A 17,118-nucleotide genomic window follows, 5' to 3' on the forward strand; every position below is an offset into this window, starting at 1 on the left:
ACATTAATTACGTATGCACCATTTGGTCAAGACTCGACTCGACCGAACCCGCTGCCAGATGAAGGCCGCTCCGTCATCCACGCCGGCAGCGCCGCCCAGATCAGATCGAGCACGAAGTCGACCTCGCCGACCTCCGGATGCTGCAGCCACGCCTGGATCGCCCCCGCATAGGCGTGACCGACGAACGAGGCGGACATCTCGATCGCGGCGGCTCGATGGGCGGCGTCGTCGAAGCCGGACACCACCGGGGCGACGCGATACGACTCGGCGATCGAGAGCTCGACGGCGTTCCTGAACCGCGAGCTCAGCATCTGGAACAGCTCCGGCGAGAGTCGGTCGCCGGCGGGCGACAGGTAGACGGCCCGGCGATCGGAGACGTGCTGCAGGATGCCCGTCAGACGCCGACGGACGGCCGAGGCCAGATCGTCCGCCGCCATCGAGAACTGTGCTTCCGCCCGGTCGCGAGCCGCGTCGAGTTCGTCGGTCAGTACGCGGATCAGCAGCTCCACCGGCGTGACGGCGTGGTTGTAGAACGTCTTGCGGCTCACGCCCGCGGCCTTGACTAGGTCCGTGACGAGGATGGCCGACGGCTCCTGCTGCGCCGCGAGGGCGAGGACAGCCTCCCGCAGAGCGGCGACGCTCCGCTGCGTCCGCGGGTCGACGCGATCGGGCGCTCCGGACGTCGACCCCGCGGGCTCGGTCGTCGCTGGCTGCATGTCGAGAATCGTACGGGACGAGCATCCCTTTTATACAGGTGTGTAAAAGTGCTAGGGTCGATGACGTGACGACCGAGACCCTGCCCACCGCCTCCATCCCGACTCGCTCTTCGGCTCCGTCGCCCTCCCCGCGCCAGAGGCTCGTCCTCCCGGGCCTGATGTTCATCGCCCTCGTGACCACGGCGATCGGCAGCCTCGGCGCTCCGCTCCTGCCCACGATCGGCGACGAGTTCCACGTGTCGGTCGGCACGAGCCAGTGGGCCCTCACGATCTCCCTGCTCGCCGGCGCGATCGCCGCCCCGATCCTCGGCCGCCTCTCCGACGGCGGCCGCCGCAAAGAGGTCATCGCCGTAGCGCTGGTTCTCGTCGGGCTCGGGTGCGCCCTGGCGGCCATCCCGCTCGGCTTCGGCTGGTTCCTCGCCGGTCGGGCCCTCCAGGGCGTCGGCCTGGGCCTCGTCCCGCTGGTCATCTCGGTCGCACGCGTCGCCCTGCCGAAAGAGAAGACCACCGGAGGCATCGCGCTTCTGGGCGTCACGACGGTCGCGGGGCTCGGCATCGGCTACCCGCTCGCGGGCCTCGTCGTGCAGTTCTACAGCGTCTCCACCGCCTTCTGGGCCGGTGCCGTCATCACCGCGCTCGCCATCGTCGCAGCCGTCCTCATCGTGCCGACGTCGATCCCGGTGCCGCACGCCCGACTCGACCTCCTGGGCGTCGTCCTCCTCGGCATCGCCGTAGCGGGGCTGCTGCTCGTCTGCGCAGAGGGAGCCGACTGGGGCTGGGCCTCGGCACGACTCCTGGGATGCCTCGCGATCGGCGTCGTGGCCGCCGTCCTCTGGGTGATCCGCGAGTTGCGCGCAGCCGCCCCGCTGGTCAACCTCCGGCTCCTCGCCCACCCGTCGGTGCTGGCCGCCGACGTCATGGTGGTGCTCGTCGGTGCGGGCATCTACCCGCTGCTCTCGCTGGTCGTCCGCTACGTCCAGGCTCCGACCAGCACCGGGTACGGCTACGGCTACCCCGCCGCGATCGCCGGACTGATGCTCCTGCCGTACTCGTTCGGCAGCTTCGCCGCGAGCCGGATCGTCCAGAAGCTCCTCAAGCGGTACTCGCTCGAGGTGCTGGTCGTCCTGTCCAGCATCGTGCTGGTGCTGTCGATGGTGCTGTTCCTCTTCACCCGCGAGCACCTGATCCCCCTGCTCGTCGCCATGACGCTCGCCGGCCTCGGCACCGGCGCCGTCTTCGCCATCAACCCGGCGCAGATCAACGCCGGCGTTCCTGCGCACGAGACCGGCAGCGCCAACAGCTTCTACCAGGTGCTCCGCTACATCGGCTACTCGCTCGGAACCGCCCTGAGCGCCACCTTCCTCGTCGGGACGATCCCCCGCGGCGGCAGCCTGCCGACCGACACCGGCTACGGCCTCGCGGCCGCGTTCGCCATCGTCGTCCTGCTCGTCGCCGCCGTGGCCGCCGTCCTGCTCAGCCGCCACAGCAAGCACGCCTCCGCCAGCCTGGTCGAGACGACGGTCGCGATCACCGAGTAGCCGGGGGATGCCCGGGGCCGCCCTCATGGACCGCCCCGGCCCCACCGACCACCCCGTCCGCCCCGCCCCGTTTCGCCCGCGCCGCGCCGCCCCGGCGCACCTCGTCAGCTTCGGGTCGATAGCATTGCCGAGGACCGAGGGGGAAGCAGATGGGCATCGTGCTGGCCCTCGCGGGCGCCATCTGCCTCGCCATTGGCACCGAGGTGCAGAACCGCGGTGTCCGTTCGACCAGGCGAGGCCAGGGTGCGCGCGGCTTCCTCGCCCTCCTCGCCAACCCGGTCTGGATCGGCGGAACGTCGCTCGTCATCCTGTCGATCTTCGGGCAACTGGGCAGCCTCCTGCTGGCTCCGCTCGTGGTCGTCCAGCCGCTCGGCGTCGTCGGCCTCCTCGTGACATCCTTCCTGCAGGCCCGCCGCAGCCGCACCGGCCTCCCCACCGACAAGAAGCTCGGCGTCGTCCTCTGCATGGTCGGAATCGCCGCCTTCGTCGTCATCGCGACGATCAGCTCCCGCGACGAGAACACCTCGCCGACCAAGGTGATCGTCGTCCTCGTGGTCCTGGCCCTCGTCGCCGCCGGGGGCACCCTCCTGCACCGGGTCAACAAGAGCGCGCTCTCCTACTCGCTCGCCGGCGCCGTCATGTTCGGCTTCCTCGCGACGCTCGCGCAGATCGTCCTGAAGGAGGTGACGGCCTGGACCATCTCGCCCCTCACCTTCGTCGAGGGGGCGGCCGCCCTGTTCGCCATGATCCTCGGCGCCTTCTGGGTGCAGAATGCACAGTCGAAGGGCACCTCGACGCTCGTCCTGGCCGGCCTCACCGTCATCGACCCGCTCACCGGAGTCCTCCTCACCGGCATCGTCTTCGGCACCCTCGCCGGGGCGAGCGCCGGAGCCCTCCTCGGCATGGTCGTGGCCGGCGTCGTCGCGGGCGCCGGGGTCCTGCTGCTGTCGCGCGACTGACCCGCAGGTCGGCGCGACGCCCGCATCCTAGAATCGGCACGACGAACGACGGGGAGCACGAACGGGATGGCACGACGGTACGACAGCGCCGAGAGCGCCAAACTCCTCCTCGAGGCCAGCGGCGTCGAGTTCGCCCGGCACGGCATCGGCGGGGCGCGGATCGACAAGATCGCCGAACGTGCCGGCGTCAACAAGGCCTCGATCTACACCTACTTCGGCAACAAGGAGGACCTGTTCGCAGCGACGCTCGAAGCCCGCCTCGGCGAACTCGCGCACGAGGTCGTCGTCCGCAGCGAGAACGTGCCGGCCTACGTCGGCCAGCTCTTCGACTTCCTCTGCGAGCATCCCGAGATCGTCCGCCTCTACGAGCACGAGGGCATGCACTACGAGACGACCGAGGTGCCCGACTTCGCCCGGCGTGAGACGTACCACCACGACCGGGTGGCTCTGATCCGCGAGGCCGCCCAGGGCGACGACCCCGACGCGGAGTCGATCTTCCTGAGCCTGATCGGCATGGCGTACTGGTTCATCGCCGCCCCTCAGGTCGTCCGCATGATCTACGGGCCGGTCGACGATGCTGAGGTCAAGCGCCGGTACCGGGCCCAGATCATGGAGACCGCCCGCCGGGTCGTCCGCGCCGACTGACCCCCTTGCCTTCCCGCCGAATCGGCGTACGATAAAAACAAACGTTTATTTAGATCAACGCACGTCGAGCACAGGAGAGCATCATGAGCCGTTTCACCCGTTACTTCCTCCAGACCAGCACACGCACCACGGGCCAGGGCGTCGTTCGCCAGGCGGCCTCCGCCGAGACGGCGTTCGCCGACGGCCTCGTGGGCGGGATGGGCATCGTCCGCCACTCCGGCGCACCGCTGTCGCGCATCCCGCGGGCCCCTCGCGCCGCAGGCCACGCCGCCGCGCGCGATTCCGTGCCCACCGGCGCCATCTTCATCCGGACCGCCGGGCACGCCGCCCTCCGCTGAGCCACCCGGCTCGCTGCGACAGCCGCGCCACGAGCCCGCCCCCGGCCCCGGCCCCGCCCCTGGCGCGACTCCAGAACACGCCGCTCACGTTTCCCCGAGGCGGTCATTCGTGGAGTCGCCCCGAACCGCAGCAGCGCCCGGCTCCAGAAAATGCGCGCCCCGCGCTCACCGAGCGGCGTGTTCTGGAGTCGACGGAGATCCCCGACCCCGACCCCGATTCCCCCACCTGCGCGGGACGGGACTCGCGTCAGTCGTGATCCGTCGTGAATCCGAGAGCGCGCACCACCTCGAGGTCGGCCGCGACCTGTTCCAGCTTCGCCGCGACCGCAGCCAGGGCATCCTCGCCGAGGGGGAGCCGGAACGCCTCGGCGCCCGACTCGACGAACGTGAGGATCGCCGCGGCCGCCTTCGCTGGGTCACCGGGCTGAGTCCCGCTGCCGCCCTCGACGAACGATCGCAGCGGATCGAGGAGGGACGCGTAGTCCGCGATCCGCCCCTCGGCCACTCGGACGGAATCCGACTCGAGGAAATCGGTGCGGAACGAGCCCGGTTCGACCACGGTGACGCGGATCCCCAGCTCCCGCACCTCGTGCGACAGCGATTCGCTGAAGCCTTCCATGGCGAACTTCGACGCGCCGTAGATGCCGAAGCCGACACCGGGTTGGGTGAAGCCGCCGTACGACGAGATCATGATCACGTGCCCGGACCCCTGCTCGCGCATGACGGGCAGCACCGCCCTGGTCACCCCTAGGACGCCGAACAGGTTCGTCTCCATGAGGGAGCGCGTCTCGGCGTCGGAGACCTCCTCGACGGCGCCGACCAGGCCCTGGCCGGCATTGTTGACGAGGGCGTCGATCCGGCCGAACCGGTCGACTGCGGAAGCGACCGCGGCCTCGACAGTCGCGGCGTCGGTGACGTCGAGGGGCACTGTCAGCAGGCGCTCCCGGTCGGCGTCGGCGAATCGTCGCTCGAGAGCCTCGACACTCCGGCCGGTGGCCACCACGGCGTGCCCGCGGGCGAGCGCCTCCTCGACGATCGAAGCGCCGAATCCCCGGGACGCCCCGGTCACGAACCATACGGCCACGACGACCACCCTCTTCCGCACCCGTTCGGGCGCACGAGTCCGACCCTACGCGCCCGGACGACACACGTCGTCGTTCCGCCCACCGCCGACGCCCGCGGCAACCGCCGTCACAGCCGCGCGATCGATCCGATGTCCTCCAGGAACGCCGCGGCGACCTCGTCCGACACCGTCGCGCGGGTCTCCCCGATCGCCGCCAGGTAGTCCTCGGTCCGCGGACCGGACTCGGCGGACCCCGACCCGGCCTCCGACCCGGTCGCGTACAGCGCCCGCTCGAGCGCCGCCTGCGACGCCTTCTGCGCCGCGTACTCGATGTCGGCAGGCGAGAAGCCGTCGGTGCGACGGACGAGTGCCGGCACGTCGACCTCGGCCAAGGCGTCCGACGGGATGTACCGCGACCAGATCGACTCGCGTGCGTCCTGGTCCGGCAGCCCGATCGGGATGACGTAGTCGAAGCGCCCGTGGCGCAGGAACGCCGAGTCGAGCGAGCGAATGAAGTTCGTGGCGCAGACGAGCAACCGGTTCGGCTGGTCGCGGAACGTCGGGATGATCTTCAGCAGCTCGTTCGTCACCCCCTGCATAGCCGACGGCGGCTCGCCCCCGCGCTGCACGGCGATCTCCTCGACCTCGTCGATGAACACCACGGCGTGCTCGAGATCGGCGATCTTCTGGAACGTCTCGCGCAGGGCACCGGCCAGGCCCGCGGGATCCGAGGCCAGTCTCGACGGGAACACCTCGACGAACGACCACTCGAGCCGCGACGCGATCGCCCGCGCGAACGTCGTCTTGCCGGTGCCGGGCGGGCCGAAGAGCACGACGGCGCTCGGGGGCGACACTCCGAACCGGTCGGCGAGGTCGGAATTCGCCAGGGGCATGACCAGCCGCCGCTCGAGAAGCTCCTTCTCGGCGCGCATCCCGCCGATCGAATCCCACAGACCGCGAGGCAGGATGCGCCCTCCCAGCTCGCTGAGGGCGCTGAGCTCGTTCCGCTGGACCGGGATCTGCCGCTCGAAGTAGAGGAGGTTCTTCTTCACCTCGAACCCCTGCTCGCGGAAGGCATCGACGCGCAGGGCCGTGTCCGGGAGCAGCACCGAGAGTTTGGACAGCCCGAGGGGTGCCATCCGCTTCTCGAGGGCAGCGAGCATCCTGCCCCCGATGCCCTGCCTCTGGTGGCTGACCGCCGTCGAGAGGAAGACGATCCAGCCCTGGGCGTGGGCGGCCCGACCGACGGCGGCACCGACGATCTCGTCGTCGTGCACGGCGACGACGGCGTGGTCCTGCTGGCAGGAGGCGAGCACCTCGGAGAGCCCGTAAACGGGTTCGACACCGGTGGCCCGCATCTGCTCCCAGAGGTGGAGGATGCCGTCGATGTCGTCGGGGTGGAAGTCGCGGATGCGGAAAGGCGCCATGGCGGATCGCTTTCGGGTCAAGGGCGGGGAAGAACGTGCTCGGCGCCGGGTGGGGGCGCGTGCGGAGCAGGGTTCCCGGTCGGTGGACCCGGAGCAGCGGACCGACTCCGGTCGAGGCGGTCGCTGGCTGACGAGTATGGCACACGTCGCTGGCGCGGACGGCGGACGGCGGTCAGCTGTCGCGGTGGGTGCTCAGCCCCGGACGGACACCGCGGCGACCGCGACGGCACGGGCGAGCCGCTTGCCGATGAGGTGGTCGCTGCCTCGCACACGGTGCACGCGCACGCCGTGCATCCTGCCCACGATCTTCAACACGCCTTCGGAGTGGAACTGGTCGAAGTTGCCGTAGACGATCTCGATCGGGGCCTTCGTCGCAGCGATGTCGTTGATCGTCGTCTGCGACTCGATCGAGTGCTCGAGCGACTTGATGAACGGCACCCAGGTGCGCTCGTTGATGTCCATGGCCTTGGGGATCGAGAGGAATCGCTCGACCGTCCGGGCCGCCCGCAGCGTGAACCGCGGGTTCTCGCGGAGGTAGTGGTAGGCCCGCAGGTAGAAGTCCATGATCTGGCGATCGCGGCGCGAGGTGAGCTGCGCCGGAGCGAGGTAGATCGGCGGGCTGACGAGCACGACCTTGCTGATCTTCTTCGGATAGGTCGCAGCGAGACGCGCGGCGATCAGGGCCCCCATGGAGTGGCCGATCAGAATGGCCGGCTCGCGCAGCTTCAGCTTCTTGAGCGTCTGGTGGATGGCTTCGGCGTGCTCGCCGATGGTGTACTCGCCGTCCTCGGGGATCGGGGATTCGCCGAAGCCGAGCAGGTCGACCGCGATGCACCGGTGCGTGCCTTCGAGCAACGGGATGACGTTCTGGAAGGTCACGGACGACGAGGCGATCCCATGGAGCATCACCACCGGCGGCCCCTCGCCCACCAGATCGGCGAGATGCAGACGGGGCGGCTTCGTCTTACGGATTTTCGGGCTCACGGACTCCCAGTCGCTCGGTCTCTGCAACCCTAAAGCAGGCCCGGGCTACACCCAGTCCCCTCGGCGCTTCGACACGCGTCGCAGGGCGCGCTCGAGACCGTCGACGTGGGCGGTGATCGGGAAGTCGCGTTCGACCGCCGCGCGCGCCTCCTCGGCGATTGCGGGCTCGCGCTCCCGCCACTCGAGCAGGCCGCCGAGGCGTTCCGCGAGTTCCTTCGCGTCGCCGGGCTCGACGAGCCACCGCGCGAGGTCTCCGGACAGCATCTCGGGGATGCCGCCCACCCGGGAGGCGACCATGGGGCGGCCGGTGGCGAGCGTCTCGAGGACGACGCGCGGCAGGGGGTCCTGGTAGGTGCTCGGCAGCACGACCACGTCGGCTGCGTGCAGGTACGGGATGACGTCCTTCGCCAGCGGGCGCCACGACCAGCTGCTTTCGGGCAGGGCGGCGAGCGCCTCGCGGCATTCCTCCACCTCGCTGGGCTCGGGCGCGCCGACGAGCAGGAGGTGCGCGTCGGGGTGCTGCTCGTGGACGAGGCGCCACGACTCGAGCAGCGTGGGCACGCCCTTCTGGCCGGTGATGCGGCCGAGGTAGAGCACGATCGGCACGCCGGCGGGCAGGCCGAGGTCGTTTCGGACGGCGTCCCGCTCCTCGACTCCGGCGAAGGGGTAGTCCTCCGGGGCGACTCCGTTGTGCAGGACGGTCACCGTCTCCGGCTTCAGGCCGGCGGCGATCCACTGTCGCCGCATGGCGTCGGAGACCACCACGAAGGCGCCGATCCCCCGGGCCAGCAGGGAGGTGATGCGGAAGTTCGGGACATTGTGGATGTGGCAGAGCACGGGGACACCCGAGAGGCGCGAGACGAGCTGCGCCCACGGCAGGAACTCGGACCGGCTCAGCCAGAGCACGTCGGGTCGCTCGCGGCGGAGGTGACGGACGAGTGCCGGGATCTGCCGGAGCGCGGCGACGGCGTTCGGGCCTTGCACTCCGTAGAGCCAGGGCCCGGACAGGGTGATGCCGGCCGCCTCGTACTCCGGGCGCTGCGAGCCGTCGACCGAGTACAGCATCTCGACGGAGTGGCCCCGCGCGATCAGCTCGCGGCTGTCCTCGAGGGTGACGGACTCGATTCCGCCGACCGGCTCCAGCTCGATCGCCAGGGTCACGATCTTCAATCCGTCGGGGGCGGGGGTCACGGCAGAACTCTCCTAGGGGGTCGAGGGAGCGCAGCGGAAGGCCGCGCGGACTCGATGGTGGCGATTCGGGTTCTCGAAGCCTATCCGCGGGCCCCGTCGGATCGCGTGCCCCTAAACGGGGAGGAGGGGCGAAGCGCTCCGGCGCTCCGGCCCTCCGCCCCGCCGACCAGCTGGCCAGCTGGCCAGCCATCGGAGTGGACGGCTAGTCGAACAGGATGACCTGACGCAGCACGTCTCGACCGCTGTCGAGCGCATCGAGAGCGCTGGGGGCGTCGTCGAGGGTGATCTTCTCCGTCACGAGTCCTTCGAGGTCGAGTTGGCCCGTCCGCCAGAGGTCGAGGTAGATCGGGTAGTCCCGGAGGGGCACGACCGATCCTCCGACCGAGCCCTTCACCGTCTTGCCGTCCATGGTCATCTCGTACAGCGACAGGGGCGAGGGCTTTTCGGGGGATCCGATGCCCGAGAGGATCACGGACCCGCCGATGCGCGTCGCATCCCACGCAGCTCGGATCGTGTTGTCGCGCCCGACGAACTCGAAGGCGTAGTCGAAGCCCCGACCGTGGGTCAGCTTCTCCTTCAGGGCGTCCAGGCCGTCGGGCGTGACGGCGTGGGTGGCGCCGAACGACCGCATCTTCTCGAACTTCGATTCGATCGGGTCGACGACCACGATGGTGCTGGCGCCCGCCAGTCGAGCCCCCTGGATCGCGGCTGCACCCACGCCGCCGGCACCGATGATCACCGCGGTCGATCCGGGTTCGAGCTTCGCCGAGCTGATGACCGCACCGACGCCGGTCATCACGGCGCAGTTGACGAGCGAGGCGATCTCCCACGGCACGTCGTCGCCGACGAAGGGCACGACGTTGGTCGCCGGCAGGACGACCTCTTCCGCCCACGCGCCGAGGCTGACCATGCCGAACGACGGCACTCCCCCGACGAGGAAGTTGTGGGTCGCGGCACCCTTCTGGTCCTCGTGCCCGCAGAGGAAGTTCTGGCCGCGCACGCAGAAGAAGCAGTGCCCGCAACCGCGGAGATTGGCAAGGATGACGCGGTCGCCGACGGCCATGCCCTTGACCTGCTCGCCGACCTCGACGAGTTCGCCGGCGCCCTCGTGGCCGAGGACGACGGGGAGGCGTGTCGGCCACACGCCGTTCGTCGCGGACAGGTCGGTTCGGCAGACGCCGGACGCGCGCATCCTGACCTTGACCTGGTCGGGCCCGACCTCGATCGGTTCGACGTCGTCGCGCACGTCGACGCGACCGAGGGTTTCTGTGACAACTGCTCTCATGAGGGGACTCCTTCGTCTCGTTGTGGGGTTTCTGGGTGTCTGGGGTGTCCGGGTGTCTGGGTGTCTCTGGGCTGTCGGGCGGCTCACTCAGCGGGCGAAGACCTGGCCGCCGTCGACCTGGAGCATCTGACCGGTGATGAAGGTGGCGTTGTCGCTGGCCAGGAACACGTTCAACTTCGCGGGCTCGAGCGGGTCGCCGAGGTCGCCGCCGAGCGGCACGTTCCAGGCGAAGTAGTCGGTGAACGCCTGCTTCGTGTCGGTGTCGAGCTCGGCGAACATGCGCTTGGCGAGGGGCGTCCACACGGCGGGCCCGACCGCATTCACACGGATGTTGTACTCGGCCCACTCACGGGCGACATTGCGAGTCCACGCCTGAACCGCACCCTTGGCGGCCCCGTAGGCCGACATGTCGAGGAAGTGGCCCGTGATGGCCACGTGCGAGCCGTAGTTGATGATCGACCCGCCCTTGTCCTTCATGGTGCGGAAGGCGGCGGCGTTGGTGAAGACCGTGTGCTTGAGGTGGACGCCGATCATCTTGTCGATGTCTTCGCCCGTGAGGTCTTCGGCCGGCTTGACCGCTTCGGTACCGGCGATCGCCGCCAGGACGTCGAGGCCGCCGAGAAGCTGGGTCGCCGCATCGAAGACGCGGTTGACCTCGTCCTGCTGGGTGATGTCGCAGTGCATGTAGGCGACGGTTCCGGGTCCGGCGGCCGTGGCCTCGCGGGCGACCCTCTCGCCGGACTCGTCCTGGATGTCGAGGGAGACGACGTTCGCCCCCTCTTCCGCGAACCTGCGGACGGTGGCTTCCGCCACTCCGTTCGCGCCGCCGGTGACGATGATCTTCTTGCCTTCGAGTTGCATGAGGTTCTCCTTCGTTGGCGTCGAGCCACCGTTGGCCCGACCGTCATGCAGGGAGCGCTCACCGCGATCGCCGGCGAGGTTCTCGCCTCGGGGATCTCCTCGGTGGAGCACTCTGAGCTACCGATAACGGTACTCCGTACCGATATGGAGGACAAGGGGGCTTCGGGCCGCCCGTGAGCGCCGAGGCGCCCGCGGGCACCGAAGCGCCCCGCGAGCGCCCGAGAGCTCCCGGCGTCAGGCGTCGAACGTGGGGGCGAAGAGCCGGGCGACGGCGTCGACATTCGTGCGCATGATGCCGTCGCGGGTGGCGACGTCGGGGATCTCGGCCACCCAACGACGCAATGTCGTCAGGTACGTCGCCTGGATCGCGCCGCCGAACGCTGCGGCGAGGACGTCGCCACCACCGCTCGACGCCGTCTGGCCGGCGACGTAGGCCGAGACGGCCTCCGCCCAGAGAAGCCAGCGATGCGACGTCTCGGCGTTCAGGCCGTCGGAGGCCTGCAAAACGCGGAATCGCGCTATCCACATGCCGTCGTCGTCCTGCGAGCGCGAGAAGGCCTCGAGCACCGCGTCACGGACGCGGGCCGAGAGGGCCTTGCCGGCCGGCTGCTCGTCCAGTCGCGAACGCAGGTCGTCGATGTGCACGTCGAATCCGTACCAGAGGATGGCCTCTTTGAAGCGGAAGTATCGGAACACGGTCGTCCGCCCCAGCCCGCAGGCCGCCGCGATGTCGTCCATCGTGGTCGCGTCGAAGCCGTTCCGCAGGAACAGATCGAGGGCGGTTCGCTCGATCACGGCCTGAGACGAGATCCGAGGGCGGCCCGCCCGCGCAGGGACGGGCGGATCCGTCGAGAAAGACGAGTGAGTCACTGCATCCACCTTTCGACCATCGCGAAACCAGTCTGGCATCGGCCAGGACGGATCGACTCGCGGTCGGCAGAGTCGCCCCTAGGCGGCGAGACCGTCCCAGAACGATTCCAGCGCGCGAGCCGACAGCGCCGGGTCGTCGAGCATCCATCGATGCCCGAGGCCCGGTAGCTCGATCGCCGTCGCGCCGGCTCGTGCTGCTGACGAGTGCCTCGATTCGACGCTTCCCACGAACGTGTCCGCAGTGGGAATGAGTGCGAGGCCCGGTCGAGCGGCGGCCTGCTCGAGACTTTCACCCAGGCGCGCCATCGCAGGCTGTGCCGCGGATCGGTAGAACTGGAGAATCGCCCGCCCCATGTCGGCGTTGAGGGCGTCCGCGAGGGCGGCAGCAACCGACCCGGTCGCTCCGAGGCCTGCAGCAAGCGCCAGCCGCTGATCCTCGTCCCCGCCGGTCCACTCCGCGACAGACGCTTCACCGACGCCTGGTGTTTGCCAGCCGCGCGCCAAGGGATGCCACTCGTAGCCGGGGTCGAAGACGCCGATGGAGTCGCTGGCCCAACTCGTCAGAAGGTCGGGGCGGGTCATGGCGAGAGCGATGGTCGTGCTTCCGCCGACGTCGTGGCCGACGAGGTCGACCGGTCCGTCGAGGGACTCGATGGCGGATGCGAGGAAGTCGCGGTATCCGGTGATCGTGCAAGCGAAACCCGGAGGAATCGGCGCGCCGAATCCCGGAAGGGAGACCCGGATCACGTCGTCGCGCCGGAGCTCGTCGACGAGCGGATCCCAAATGGCGGATGCTTCAGGATTTCCGTGGACGAGAACGAGAGTCATTCCGCAGGTCTACCACGCCGAGGAATCGGCTTCCGAACCCGTGCGGACGTCCGTCACTCGGCGACGGTCAGCACGCGAAGCTGTTCGACGAAGCCGGGAAAGCGCGCGTCGAGCTCGGCGGATCGCAGCGACATCAGGCACCGATTGCCTTCCGGGTCGTTCTGCACGATGCCCGCCTCGCGGAGGATCTTCACGTGATGGCTGAGGGTCGACTGCCCGACCCCGAAGTCGAACTCGCTGCCCTGGTGCACGTCGCCGTCGAGCAGCTCTTTCACCACAGCCAGACGCACGGGGCTGCCGAGCGCATGCATCACCTTGTGGAGGGGGATGTCGCTCAAGGCCGGATGGAACACAGTGCGCATACATTCACCGTACCCCGTATCGATTATCGACGAACGTCGATAGAGTTCACGGATGACAACTGAAAATCGTGAATACACCGGCAAGCGTGTTCTCGTGACCGGAGGCTCCAAGGGTCTCGGTCTGGCCATGGCCACCCGCTTCGCCGCCGCAGGTGCCGACGTGATCGTCGGCGCCCGATCCGCACCACCCGCAAGCCTCGACGCCACCCACATCCCGGCCGACCTCAGCACCCCGGACGGCATCACCGCCTTCGCCAGCGCTGTCCTGAAGGGCGGCCCCGTCGACGTCGTCGTTCAGAACGCCGCGGCCCTCAGCACGCAGGCACCGTCTCTCGAGATCCCCGACGACGCATGGGTTGCCGATTTGGCCCTGAACTTCCTCGGCATCGTCCGCCTCGACCGGGCCCTCGTGCCCAGCATGATCGAACGCGGCCGCGGCGTCGTCGTGCACATCTCCTCGATCTCCAGCCACTTCCCGCAGCCCGGCCAGGCCTCCTACGCCGCTTCGAAAGCAGCACTCAACGCGTACAGCCGCACCCTCGCCACCGAGGTCAGCCCCGCCGGCGTCCGGGTCGTCAACGTCCTCCCGGGGTTCATCCTCACCGACGGCGCCGCGAAATCCCTCGGTCAGACCGCCGAGGAGAACGGCATCTCGCTCGAGCAGATGCAGGAGAACATCGTCAACCACCTCGGCATCCCCATGCGCCGCCCCGGCACCCCCGAAGAGGCCGCCGAGATGGTGGCGTTCCTCGCCTCCGACCGTGCGAGCTGGGTGACCGGCGCCGAATATCGCATCGACGGTGGGATCATCCCCACCTTCTGAGTCTCACCCGTCCAGTCAGGAGACCTCCGCGAGCACGTGTGCGGTGCGGCATCACCATGCAAACCGACACCCGGAAGCCAAACCGCTCACCAGCCTCGAGGCAACCTTCCGACGGGAGGTAATCGATTTCTGAGACAAGCCGAGAGAGAGCCCGGCGAGGCGCTAGTGCTCTGCTCCCGAGAGCGTGAGAATCTCTGCGCCGTCGGACGTGATCGCGATCGTGTGCTCGGTGTGCGCCGTCGGAGCGCCCGTCGCACTCTTCAGGGTCCAGCCGTCTGCGTCCGTCACGAGCTCGTCCGTGTCGGCCATCACCCACGGTTCAAGGGCAAGCAGGAGGCCGGGGCGCAGCTTGTAACCGCGGCCGGGTCGTCCGGCGTTCGACACGTGGGGATCCTGGTGCATTGTCGACCCGATGCCGTGACCGCCGAATTCGAGGTTGATCGGATAGCCGGCTTCGGTGAGGACGAGTTCGATGGCGTGCGAGATATCTCCCATTCGGGCGCCGGGTCGGGCGGCGGCGATCCCGGCGGCCAAGGCACGCTCGGTCGCGGTGATCAGGGCGACGCGCTCGGGCGCTTGTGTTTCGCCGACGACGAAACTGATGGCGGCGTCGGCGGCGAAGCCGTCCAGGATCACGGCCAGGTCGAGGGTGAGCAGGTCTCCGTCGACGAGTTCGTGGTCGTGAGGAAGACCGTGCAGGACGGCGTCGTTGACGGACGTGCAGATGTAATGGCCGAAAGGCCCGTTGCCGAAAGACGGTGCGTAGTCGACGTAGCAGGAGGTCGCTCCGGCCTCGAGGATCATCTCTTTCGCCCAACGGTCGATGTCGAGCAGGTTGGTGCCGATGGTGCTGCGGGCTTTGAGCGCCTGGAGCACGGTGCCGACTAGGGCGCCGGTCTTTCGTGCTCGGGCGAGTTCGGTGGGGTTGAGGATCTCGATCATGTGCGTGTCTCAGTCATGTCCAATAACTATACCGGCAAATAATTACCGGTACGGTGGGAGCATGGTTCGCCTTCCCCTCACCGCAGCCGAGCTCGATCGTGGCCGTCGTCTCGGATCCCTTTTGCGCCGAGCCCGGAAGGAGCGGTCGATCCTCGAGGTCGCCCTGAGCGCCGGCCTCTCTCCGGAAACCCTTCGGAAGATCGAGACGGGGCGCGTCGCCACGCCGGCGTTCTCCACCATCGCCGCCGTCGCGGATGTTCTCGGACTGTCACTCGACGCCGTATGGTCCGATGTCCAGGAGTCCTCACGGCGCGAGACGTCGCCCGATTCTCGTCGTGAAGCCAGCTAGGGACCGCTTTACTCCCTGCCACCGAAGGCTGGCGTCTCCATCGTGAGCCCTTTGGGCACGGGAGAAGGATCGGCACCGAGCGAGACGGTCAAGTTCGGTCCCGACGAACACGTCGCCGACACGATAAGCGGCCATCGCCTCCCGCAGTCATGGAGGGTCAGGTTCGTGCCAGTCGAGCCTCGGTCGATATCGATCCGATCCGCGCCGACACCGAGAGCGGCAGAAACGTTTTGTCGGGCGGCGCGGTCTCGCTCTTGAGTGGAACCACCTACGTCTCCACTGGGGGAATCAGTCATGCCATCGGAACTCCGGACGACTGATTGTGGATCGTCGCGACTTCCACCGCGTTGCCCCAGGGGTCCGCGAAGAGCAGGGCGTCGTTGTCGTGGCCGGGGCTGACGCCGTAGTGGTGCAGCCGCTCACCGAGGGCCCCGAGGTCGTCGGCGGCGGGGACGTCGATGCGGACGCGGCCGAGCCCGAGGGTGTTCTGGCGCGGTCCGGCGCCCTGGCTGTTCCAGATGTTCATGGCCATGTGGTGGTGGTAGCCGCCGGCGCTGACGAAGAGCGCGCTGCCCGGGACCTCCATGACGATTTCGAAGCCGAGCTTGTCGACGTAGAAGTCCCGCGCGCCGGCGAGATCGCCGACCGACAGATGCAGATGGCCCACCTTCGCCGCGGCCGCCGCGGCACCGGCGATGGCGGCCTCGTCGAGGTGCTGCTCGAGGAAGCGGTTCGGGTCGAGGAACGATCCGCCGATCTTGATGTGCCCGTCGATCCAGCTCCACTGGGTGCGGTCGCGATCCCAGTAGAGCTCGACCCCGTTGCCCTCGGGGTCGGTGAAGTAGAACGCCTGGCTGACGAAGTGGTCCGACGACCCGGTGAATGCACCGGGGTGTCGCGTCGCGACGGAATAGACGGCTGCAGCGAGATCCGGCTGCCTCTCGAAGACCACGGCCACGTGGTAAAGGCCTGCCTCGTGCGGGGCTGCGTGCCGCAGTTCCGGCGTGTGCTCGAGGATGACGATCGGCGTGCCGACTCTGCCGAGCACCACCCGGGCCGGGCCGTCCACCCCGCCCGGGTGCTCTTCGAGGACCGTGAGCAGCACGCAGTCACGGTAGAACGCGGTCTCGGTGTCGAGATCGGCGACGCGCAACGTGACGGCTCCCATCCCGGTGTCCTGGGCGAGGAGTTCGCTGTCGGGTCTGCGGCTCAATCGCCTCGGTACCGGTCCGGTCTGCGTGGTCATGGTCGTGCATCCTCTCCGCTCGAGCGGCTTTGTCGGGTCGGGAATCGGGTCAGGCGGCGACGACGGCGAAACGGCCGATCTTGCCACCCATGGCCAACTGGATCTGCAGTTTCGCGAACGCCTCGAGCTCACGGGCCGTGGTCAAGGCGCCGGCGTCGACCGCGCCGAAGCCGCCGGCCTTGATGGCCGAGACGACCGACGCCTTCGCATCGTCGTCGTCTCCGGCGACGAGGACGACCGCGCCCTGGCCGGCGTCGGCGAGAGTGTGGAAGAACGTGGTGTTGAAGCCCTTCACGACCTTGGAGTCGGGGAGCAGGTTCGCGATCTCCGCCGTGACGGAGCCGTCGGCCGGCTCAAAGAAGCCGAAAGTCTTGTAGTCGATCGGGTTCGTGACGTCGACCACGACTTTGCCGGCGAGCTGCTCGCCGTACTTGGCGACGATGTCCGAGACGGCCGGGTAGGGCACGGCGAGGACCACGATGTCGCCCGTGACGGACGCGTCGGGAGTGGACGTCGTGATGTGGTCGACGGACGCTCCTCCGCTGCTGAAGACCGAGCCGATGGCGGAGCCCATTTTGCCGGAGCCGAAGACGGTGACGTTGGTCATGATGATGCCCTTTCAGGGGATAAAGAAGATGGTTGCGAGTGCAACTACTTACGGGAGGGGACCCTACACGGCTCTAGTTGCGAG

19 protein-coding genes are annotated in these 17,118 nt (G+C 68.7%); 6 read left to right on the plus strand and 13 right to left on the minus strand.

All coding sequences use genetic code 11. From position 1 onward, the window contains the following. Positions 1–26: 26 nt before the first annotated feature. On the minus strand, positions 27–716 hold the full coding sequence (locus ABEA39_RS07860; RefSeq protein WP_345375136.1) for a TetR/AcrR family transcriptional regulator: 690 nt from the start codon (positions 714–716) through the stop codon (positions 27–29). Positions 717–781: 65 nt separating this feature from the next. On the opposite strand from ABEA39_RS07860, the gene ABEA39_RS07865 reads away from it, so the two are divergent. The 4 genes from ABEA39_RS07865 to ABEA39_RS07880 all read left to right on the plus strand — a co-directional run bounded on the left by ABEA39_RS07865 (position 782) and on the right by ABEA39_RS07880 (position 4,196). After that, positions 782–2,254 carry an MFS transporter gene (locus ABEA39_RS07865; RefSeq protein ID WP_345375138.1) on the plus strand — a complete coding sequence of 491 codons (1,473 nt, stop codon included), beginning with the start codon at positions 782–784 and terminating at the stop codon, positions 2,252–2,254. Positions 2,255–2,403: 149 nt separating this feature from the next. Continuing rightward, complete coding sequence (locus ABEA39_RS07870; RefSeq protein ID WP_345375140.1) at positions 2,404–3,213, plus strand: DMT family transporter; 810 nt, start codon at positions 2,404–2,406, stop codon at positions 3,211–3,213. Positions 3,214–3,279: 66 nt separating this feature from the next. Continuing rightward, positions 3,280–3,858 carry a TetR/AcrR family transcriptional regulator gene (locus ABEA39_RS07875; protein WP_345375142.1) on the plus strand — a complete coding sequence of 193 codons (579 nt, stop codon included), beginning with the start codon at positions 3,280–3,282 and terminating at the stop codon, positions 3,856–3,858. A gap of 83 nt (positions 3,859–3,941) precedes the next feature. Continuing rightward, a complete protein-coding gene (locus ABEA39_RS07880) occupies positions 3,942–4,196 on the plus strand; it encodes a hypothetical protein (RefSeq protein ID WP_345375144.1) in 255 nt (84 codons plus the stop codon). Between the two features lie 247 nt (positions 4,197–4,443). Here ABEA39_RS07880 and ABEA39_RS07885 read toward each other — a convergent pair whose 3' ends face one another. The 9 genes from ABEA39_RS07885 to ABEA39_RS07925 all read right to left on the minus strand — a co-directional run bounded on the left by ABEA39_RS07885 (position 4,444) and on the right by ABEA39_RS07925 (position 13,043). Further along, the gene (locus tag ABEA39_RS07885) at positions 4,444–5,280 is read right to left on the minus strand and encodes an SDR family NAD(P)-dependent oxidoreductase (protein WP_345375146.1); all 837 of its coding nucleotides are present in this window, start codon (positions 5,278–5,280) and stop codon (positions 4,444–4,446) included. 107 nt (positions 5,281–5,387) lie between these two features. Next, positions 5,388–6,686 (minus strand): ATP-binding protein, encoded by a 1,299-nt coding sequence (locus tag ABEA39_RS07890; RefSeq protein WP_345375148.1) that lies wholly within the window; start codon positions 6,684–6,686, stop codon positions 5,388–5,390. A 192-nt stretch (positions 6,687–6,878) separates the two neighbouring features. Next, positions 6,879–7,670 carry an alpha/beta fold hydrolase gene (locus ABEA39_RS07895; RefSeq protein ID WP_345375150.1) on the minus strand — a complete coding sequence of 264 codons (792 nt, stop codon included), beginning with the start codon at positions 7,668–7,670 and terminating at the stop codon, positions 6,879–6,881. Between the two features lie 45 nt (positions 7,671–7,715). Then, complete coding sequence (locus ABEA39_RS07900) at positions 7,716–8,861, minus strand: glycosyltransferase family 4 protein (RefSeq protein WP_345375152.1); 1,146 nt, start codon at positions 8,859–8,861, stop codon at positions 7,716–7,718. A gap of 202 nt (positions 8,862–9,063) precedes the next feature. Continuing rightward, on the minus strand, positions 9,064–10,146 hold the full coding sequence (locus ABEA39_RS07905; RefSeq protein WP_345375154.1) for a zinc-binding dehydrogenase: 1,083 nt from the start codon (positions 10,144–10,146) through the stop codon (positions 9,064–9,066). 87 nt (positions 10,147–10,233) lie between these two features. Further along, the gene (locus tag ABEA39_RS07910; protein ID WP_345375156.1) at positions 10,234–11,007 is read right to left on the minus strand and encodes an SDR family NAD(P)-dependent oxidoreductase; all 774 of its coding nucleotides are present in this window, start codon (positions 11,005–11,007) and stop codon (positions 10,234–10,236) included. 234 nt (positions 11,008–11,241) lie between these two features. After that, complete coding sequence (locus tag ABEA39_RS07915) at positions 11,242–11,802, minus strand: TetR family transcriptional regulator (RefSeq protein ID WP_345375158.1); 561 nt, start codon at positions 11,800–11,802, stop codon at positions 11,242–11,244. A gap of 153 nt (positions 11,803–11,955) precedes the next feature. Next, positions 11,956–12,705 carry an alpha/beta fold hydrolase gene (locus ABEA39_RS07920; protein WP_345375161.1) on the minus strand — a complete coding sequence of 250 codons (750 nt, stop codon included), beginning with the start codon at positions 12,703–12,705 and terminating at the stop codon, positions 11,956–11,958. A gap of 53 nt (positions 12,706–12,758) precedes the next feature. Further along, complete coding sequence (locus tag ABEA39_RS07925) at positions 12,759–13,043, minus strand: ArsR/SmtB family transcription factor (RefSeq protein WP_345375163.1); 285 nt, start codon at positions 13,041–13,043, stop codon at positions 12,759–12,761. Between the two features lie 76 nt (positions 13,044–13,119). On the opposite strand from ABEA39_RS07925, the gene ABEA39_RS07930 reads away from it, so the two are divergent. Further along, a complete protein-coding gene (locus tag ABEA39_RS07930; RefSeq protein ID WP_345375165.1) occupies positions 13,120–13,890 on the plus strand; it encodes an oxidoreductase in 771 nt (256 codons plus the stop codon). Between the two features lie 162 nt (positions 13,891–14,052). On the opposite strand, the gene map is transcribed toward ABEA39_RS07930, so the two are convergent. Then, positions 14,053–14,832, minus strand: a complete 780-nt coding sequence (map, locus tag ABEA39_RS07935) for a type I methionyl aminopeptidase (protein ID WP_345375167.1) — start codon at positions 14,830–14,832, stop codon at positions 14,053–14,055. A 61-nt stretch (positions 14,833–14,893) separates the two neighbouring features. On the opposite strand from map, the gene ABEA39_RS07940 reads away from it, so the two are divergent. After that, positions 14,894–15,181: a helix-turn-helix domain-containing protein gene (locus ABEA39_RS07940; RefSeq protein WP_345375169.1), complete on the plus strand. Its 288-nt coding sequence runs from the start codon at positions 14,894–14,896 to the stop codon at positions 15,179–15,181. A gap of 292 nt (positions 15,182–15,473) precedes the next feature. Here ABEA39_RS07940 and ABEA39_RS07945 read toward each other — a convergent pair whose 3' ends face one another. Further along, the gene (locus ABEA39_RS07945) at positions 15,474–16,427 is read right to left on the minus strand and encodes a VOC family protein (RefSeq protein WP_345375171.1); all 954 of its coding nucleotides are present in this window, start codon (positions 16,425–16,427) and stop codon (positions 15,474–15,476) included. A gap of 49 nt (positions 16,428–16,476) precedes the next feature. Further along, positions 16,477–17,034, minus strand: coding sequence for an NADPH-dependent F420 reductase (locus tag ABEA39_RS07950; protein WP_345375173.1), 558 nt, complete (start codon positions 17,032–17,034; stop codon positions 16,477–16,479). Between the last annotated feature and the right edge of the window lie 84 nt (positions 17,035–17,118).

Origin of the sequence: Frondihabitans cladoniiphilus, from assembly GCF_039544345.1 — a bacterium.
Lineage (GTDB): Bacteria > Actinomycetota > Actinomycetes > Actinomycetales > Microbacteriaceae > Frondihabitans > Frondihabitans cladoniiphilus.

Coding starts and splice junctions, on each gene's coding strand:
- ABEA39_RS07860 (WP_345375136.1), bottom strand. CDS start 716: ATGCAGCCAGCGACGACCGAGCCCGCGGGGTCGACGTCCGGAGCGCCC.
- ABEA39_RS07870 (WP_345375140.1), top strand. CDS start 2,404: ATGGGCATCGTGCTGGCCCTCGCGGGCGCCATCTGCCTCGCCATTGGC.
- ABEA39_RS07875 (WP_345375142.1), top strand. CDS start 3,280: ATGGCACGACGGTACGACAGCGCCGAGAGCGCCAAACTCCTCCTCGAG.
- ABEA39_RS07880 (WP_345375144.1), top strand. CDS start 3,942: ATGAGCCGTTTCACCCGTTACTTCCTCCAGACCAGCACACGCACCACG.
- ABEA39_RS07890 (WP_345375148.1), bottom strand. CDS start 6,686: ATGGCGCCTTTCCGCATCCGCGACTTCCACCCCGACGACATCGACGGC.
- ABEA39_RS07905 (WP_345375154.1), bottom strand. CDS start 10,146: ATGAGAGCAGTTGTCACAGAAACCCTCGGTCGCGTCGACGTGCGCGAC.
- ABEA39_RS07910 (WP_345375156.1), bottom strand. CDS start 11,007: ATGCAACTCGAAGGCAAGAAGATCATCGTCACCGGCGGCGCGAACGGA.
- ABEA39_RS07920 (WP_345375161.1), bottom strand. CDS start 12,705: ATGACTCTCGTTCTCGTCCACGGAAATCCTGAAGCATCCGCCATTTGG.
- ABEA39_RS07930 (WP_345375165.1), top strand. CDS start 13,120: ATGACAACTGAAAATCGTGAATACACCGGCAAGCGTGTTCTCGTGACC.
- map (WP_345375167.1), bottom strand. CDS start 14,832: ATGATCGAGATCCTCAACCCCACCGAACTCGCCCGAGCACGAAAGACC.
- ABEA39_RS07940 (WP_345375169.1), top strand. CDS start 14,894: ATGGTTCGCCTTCCCCTCACCGCAGCCGAGCTCGATCGTGGCCGTCGT.
- ABEA39_RS07945 (WP_345375171.1), bottom strand. CDS start 16,427: ATGACCACGCAGACCGGACCGGTACCGAGGCGATTGAGCCGCAGACCC.
- ABEA39_RS07950 (WP_345375173.1), bottom strand. CDS start 17,034: ATGACCAACGTCACCGTCTTCGGCTCCGGCAAAATGGGCTCCGCCATC.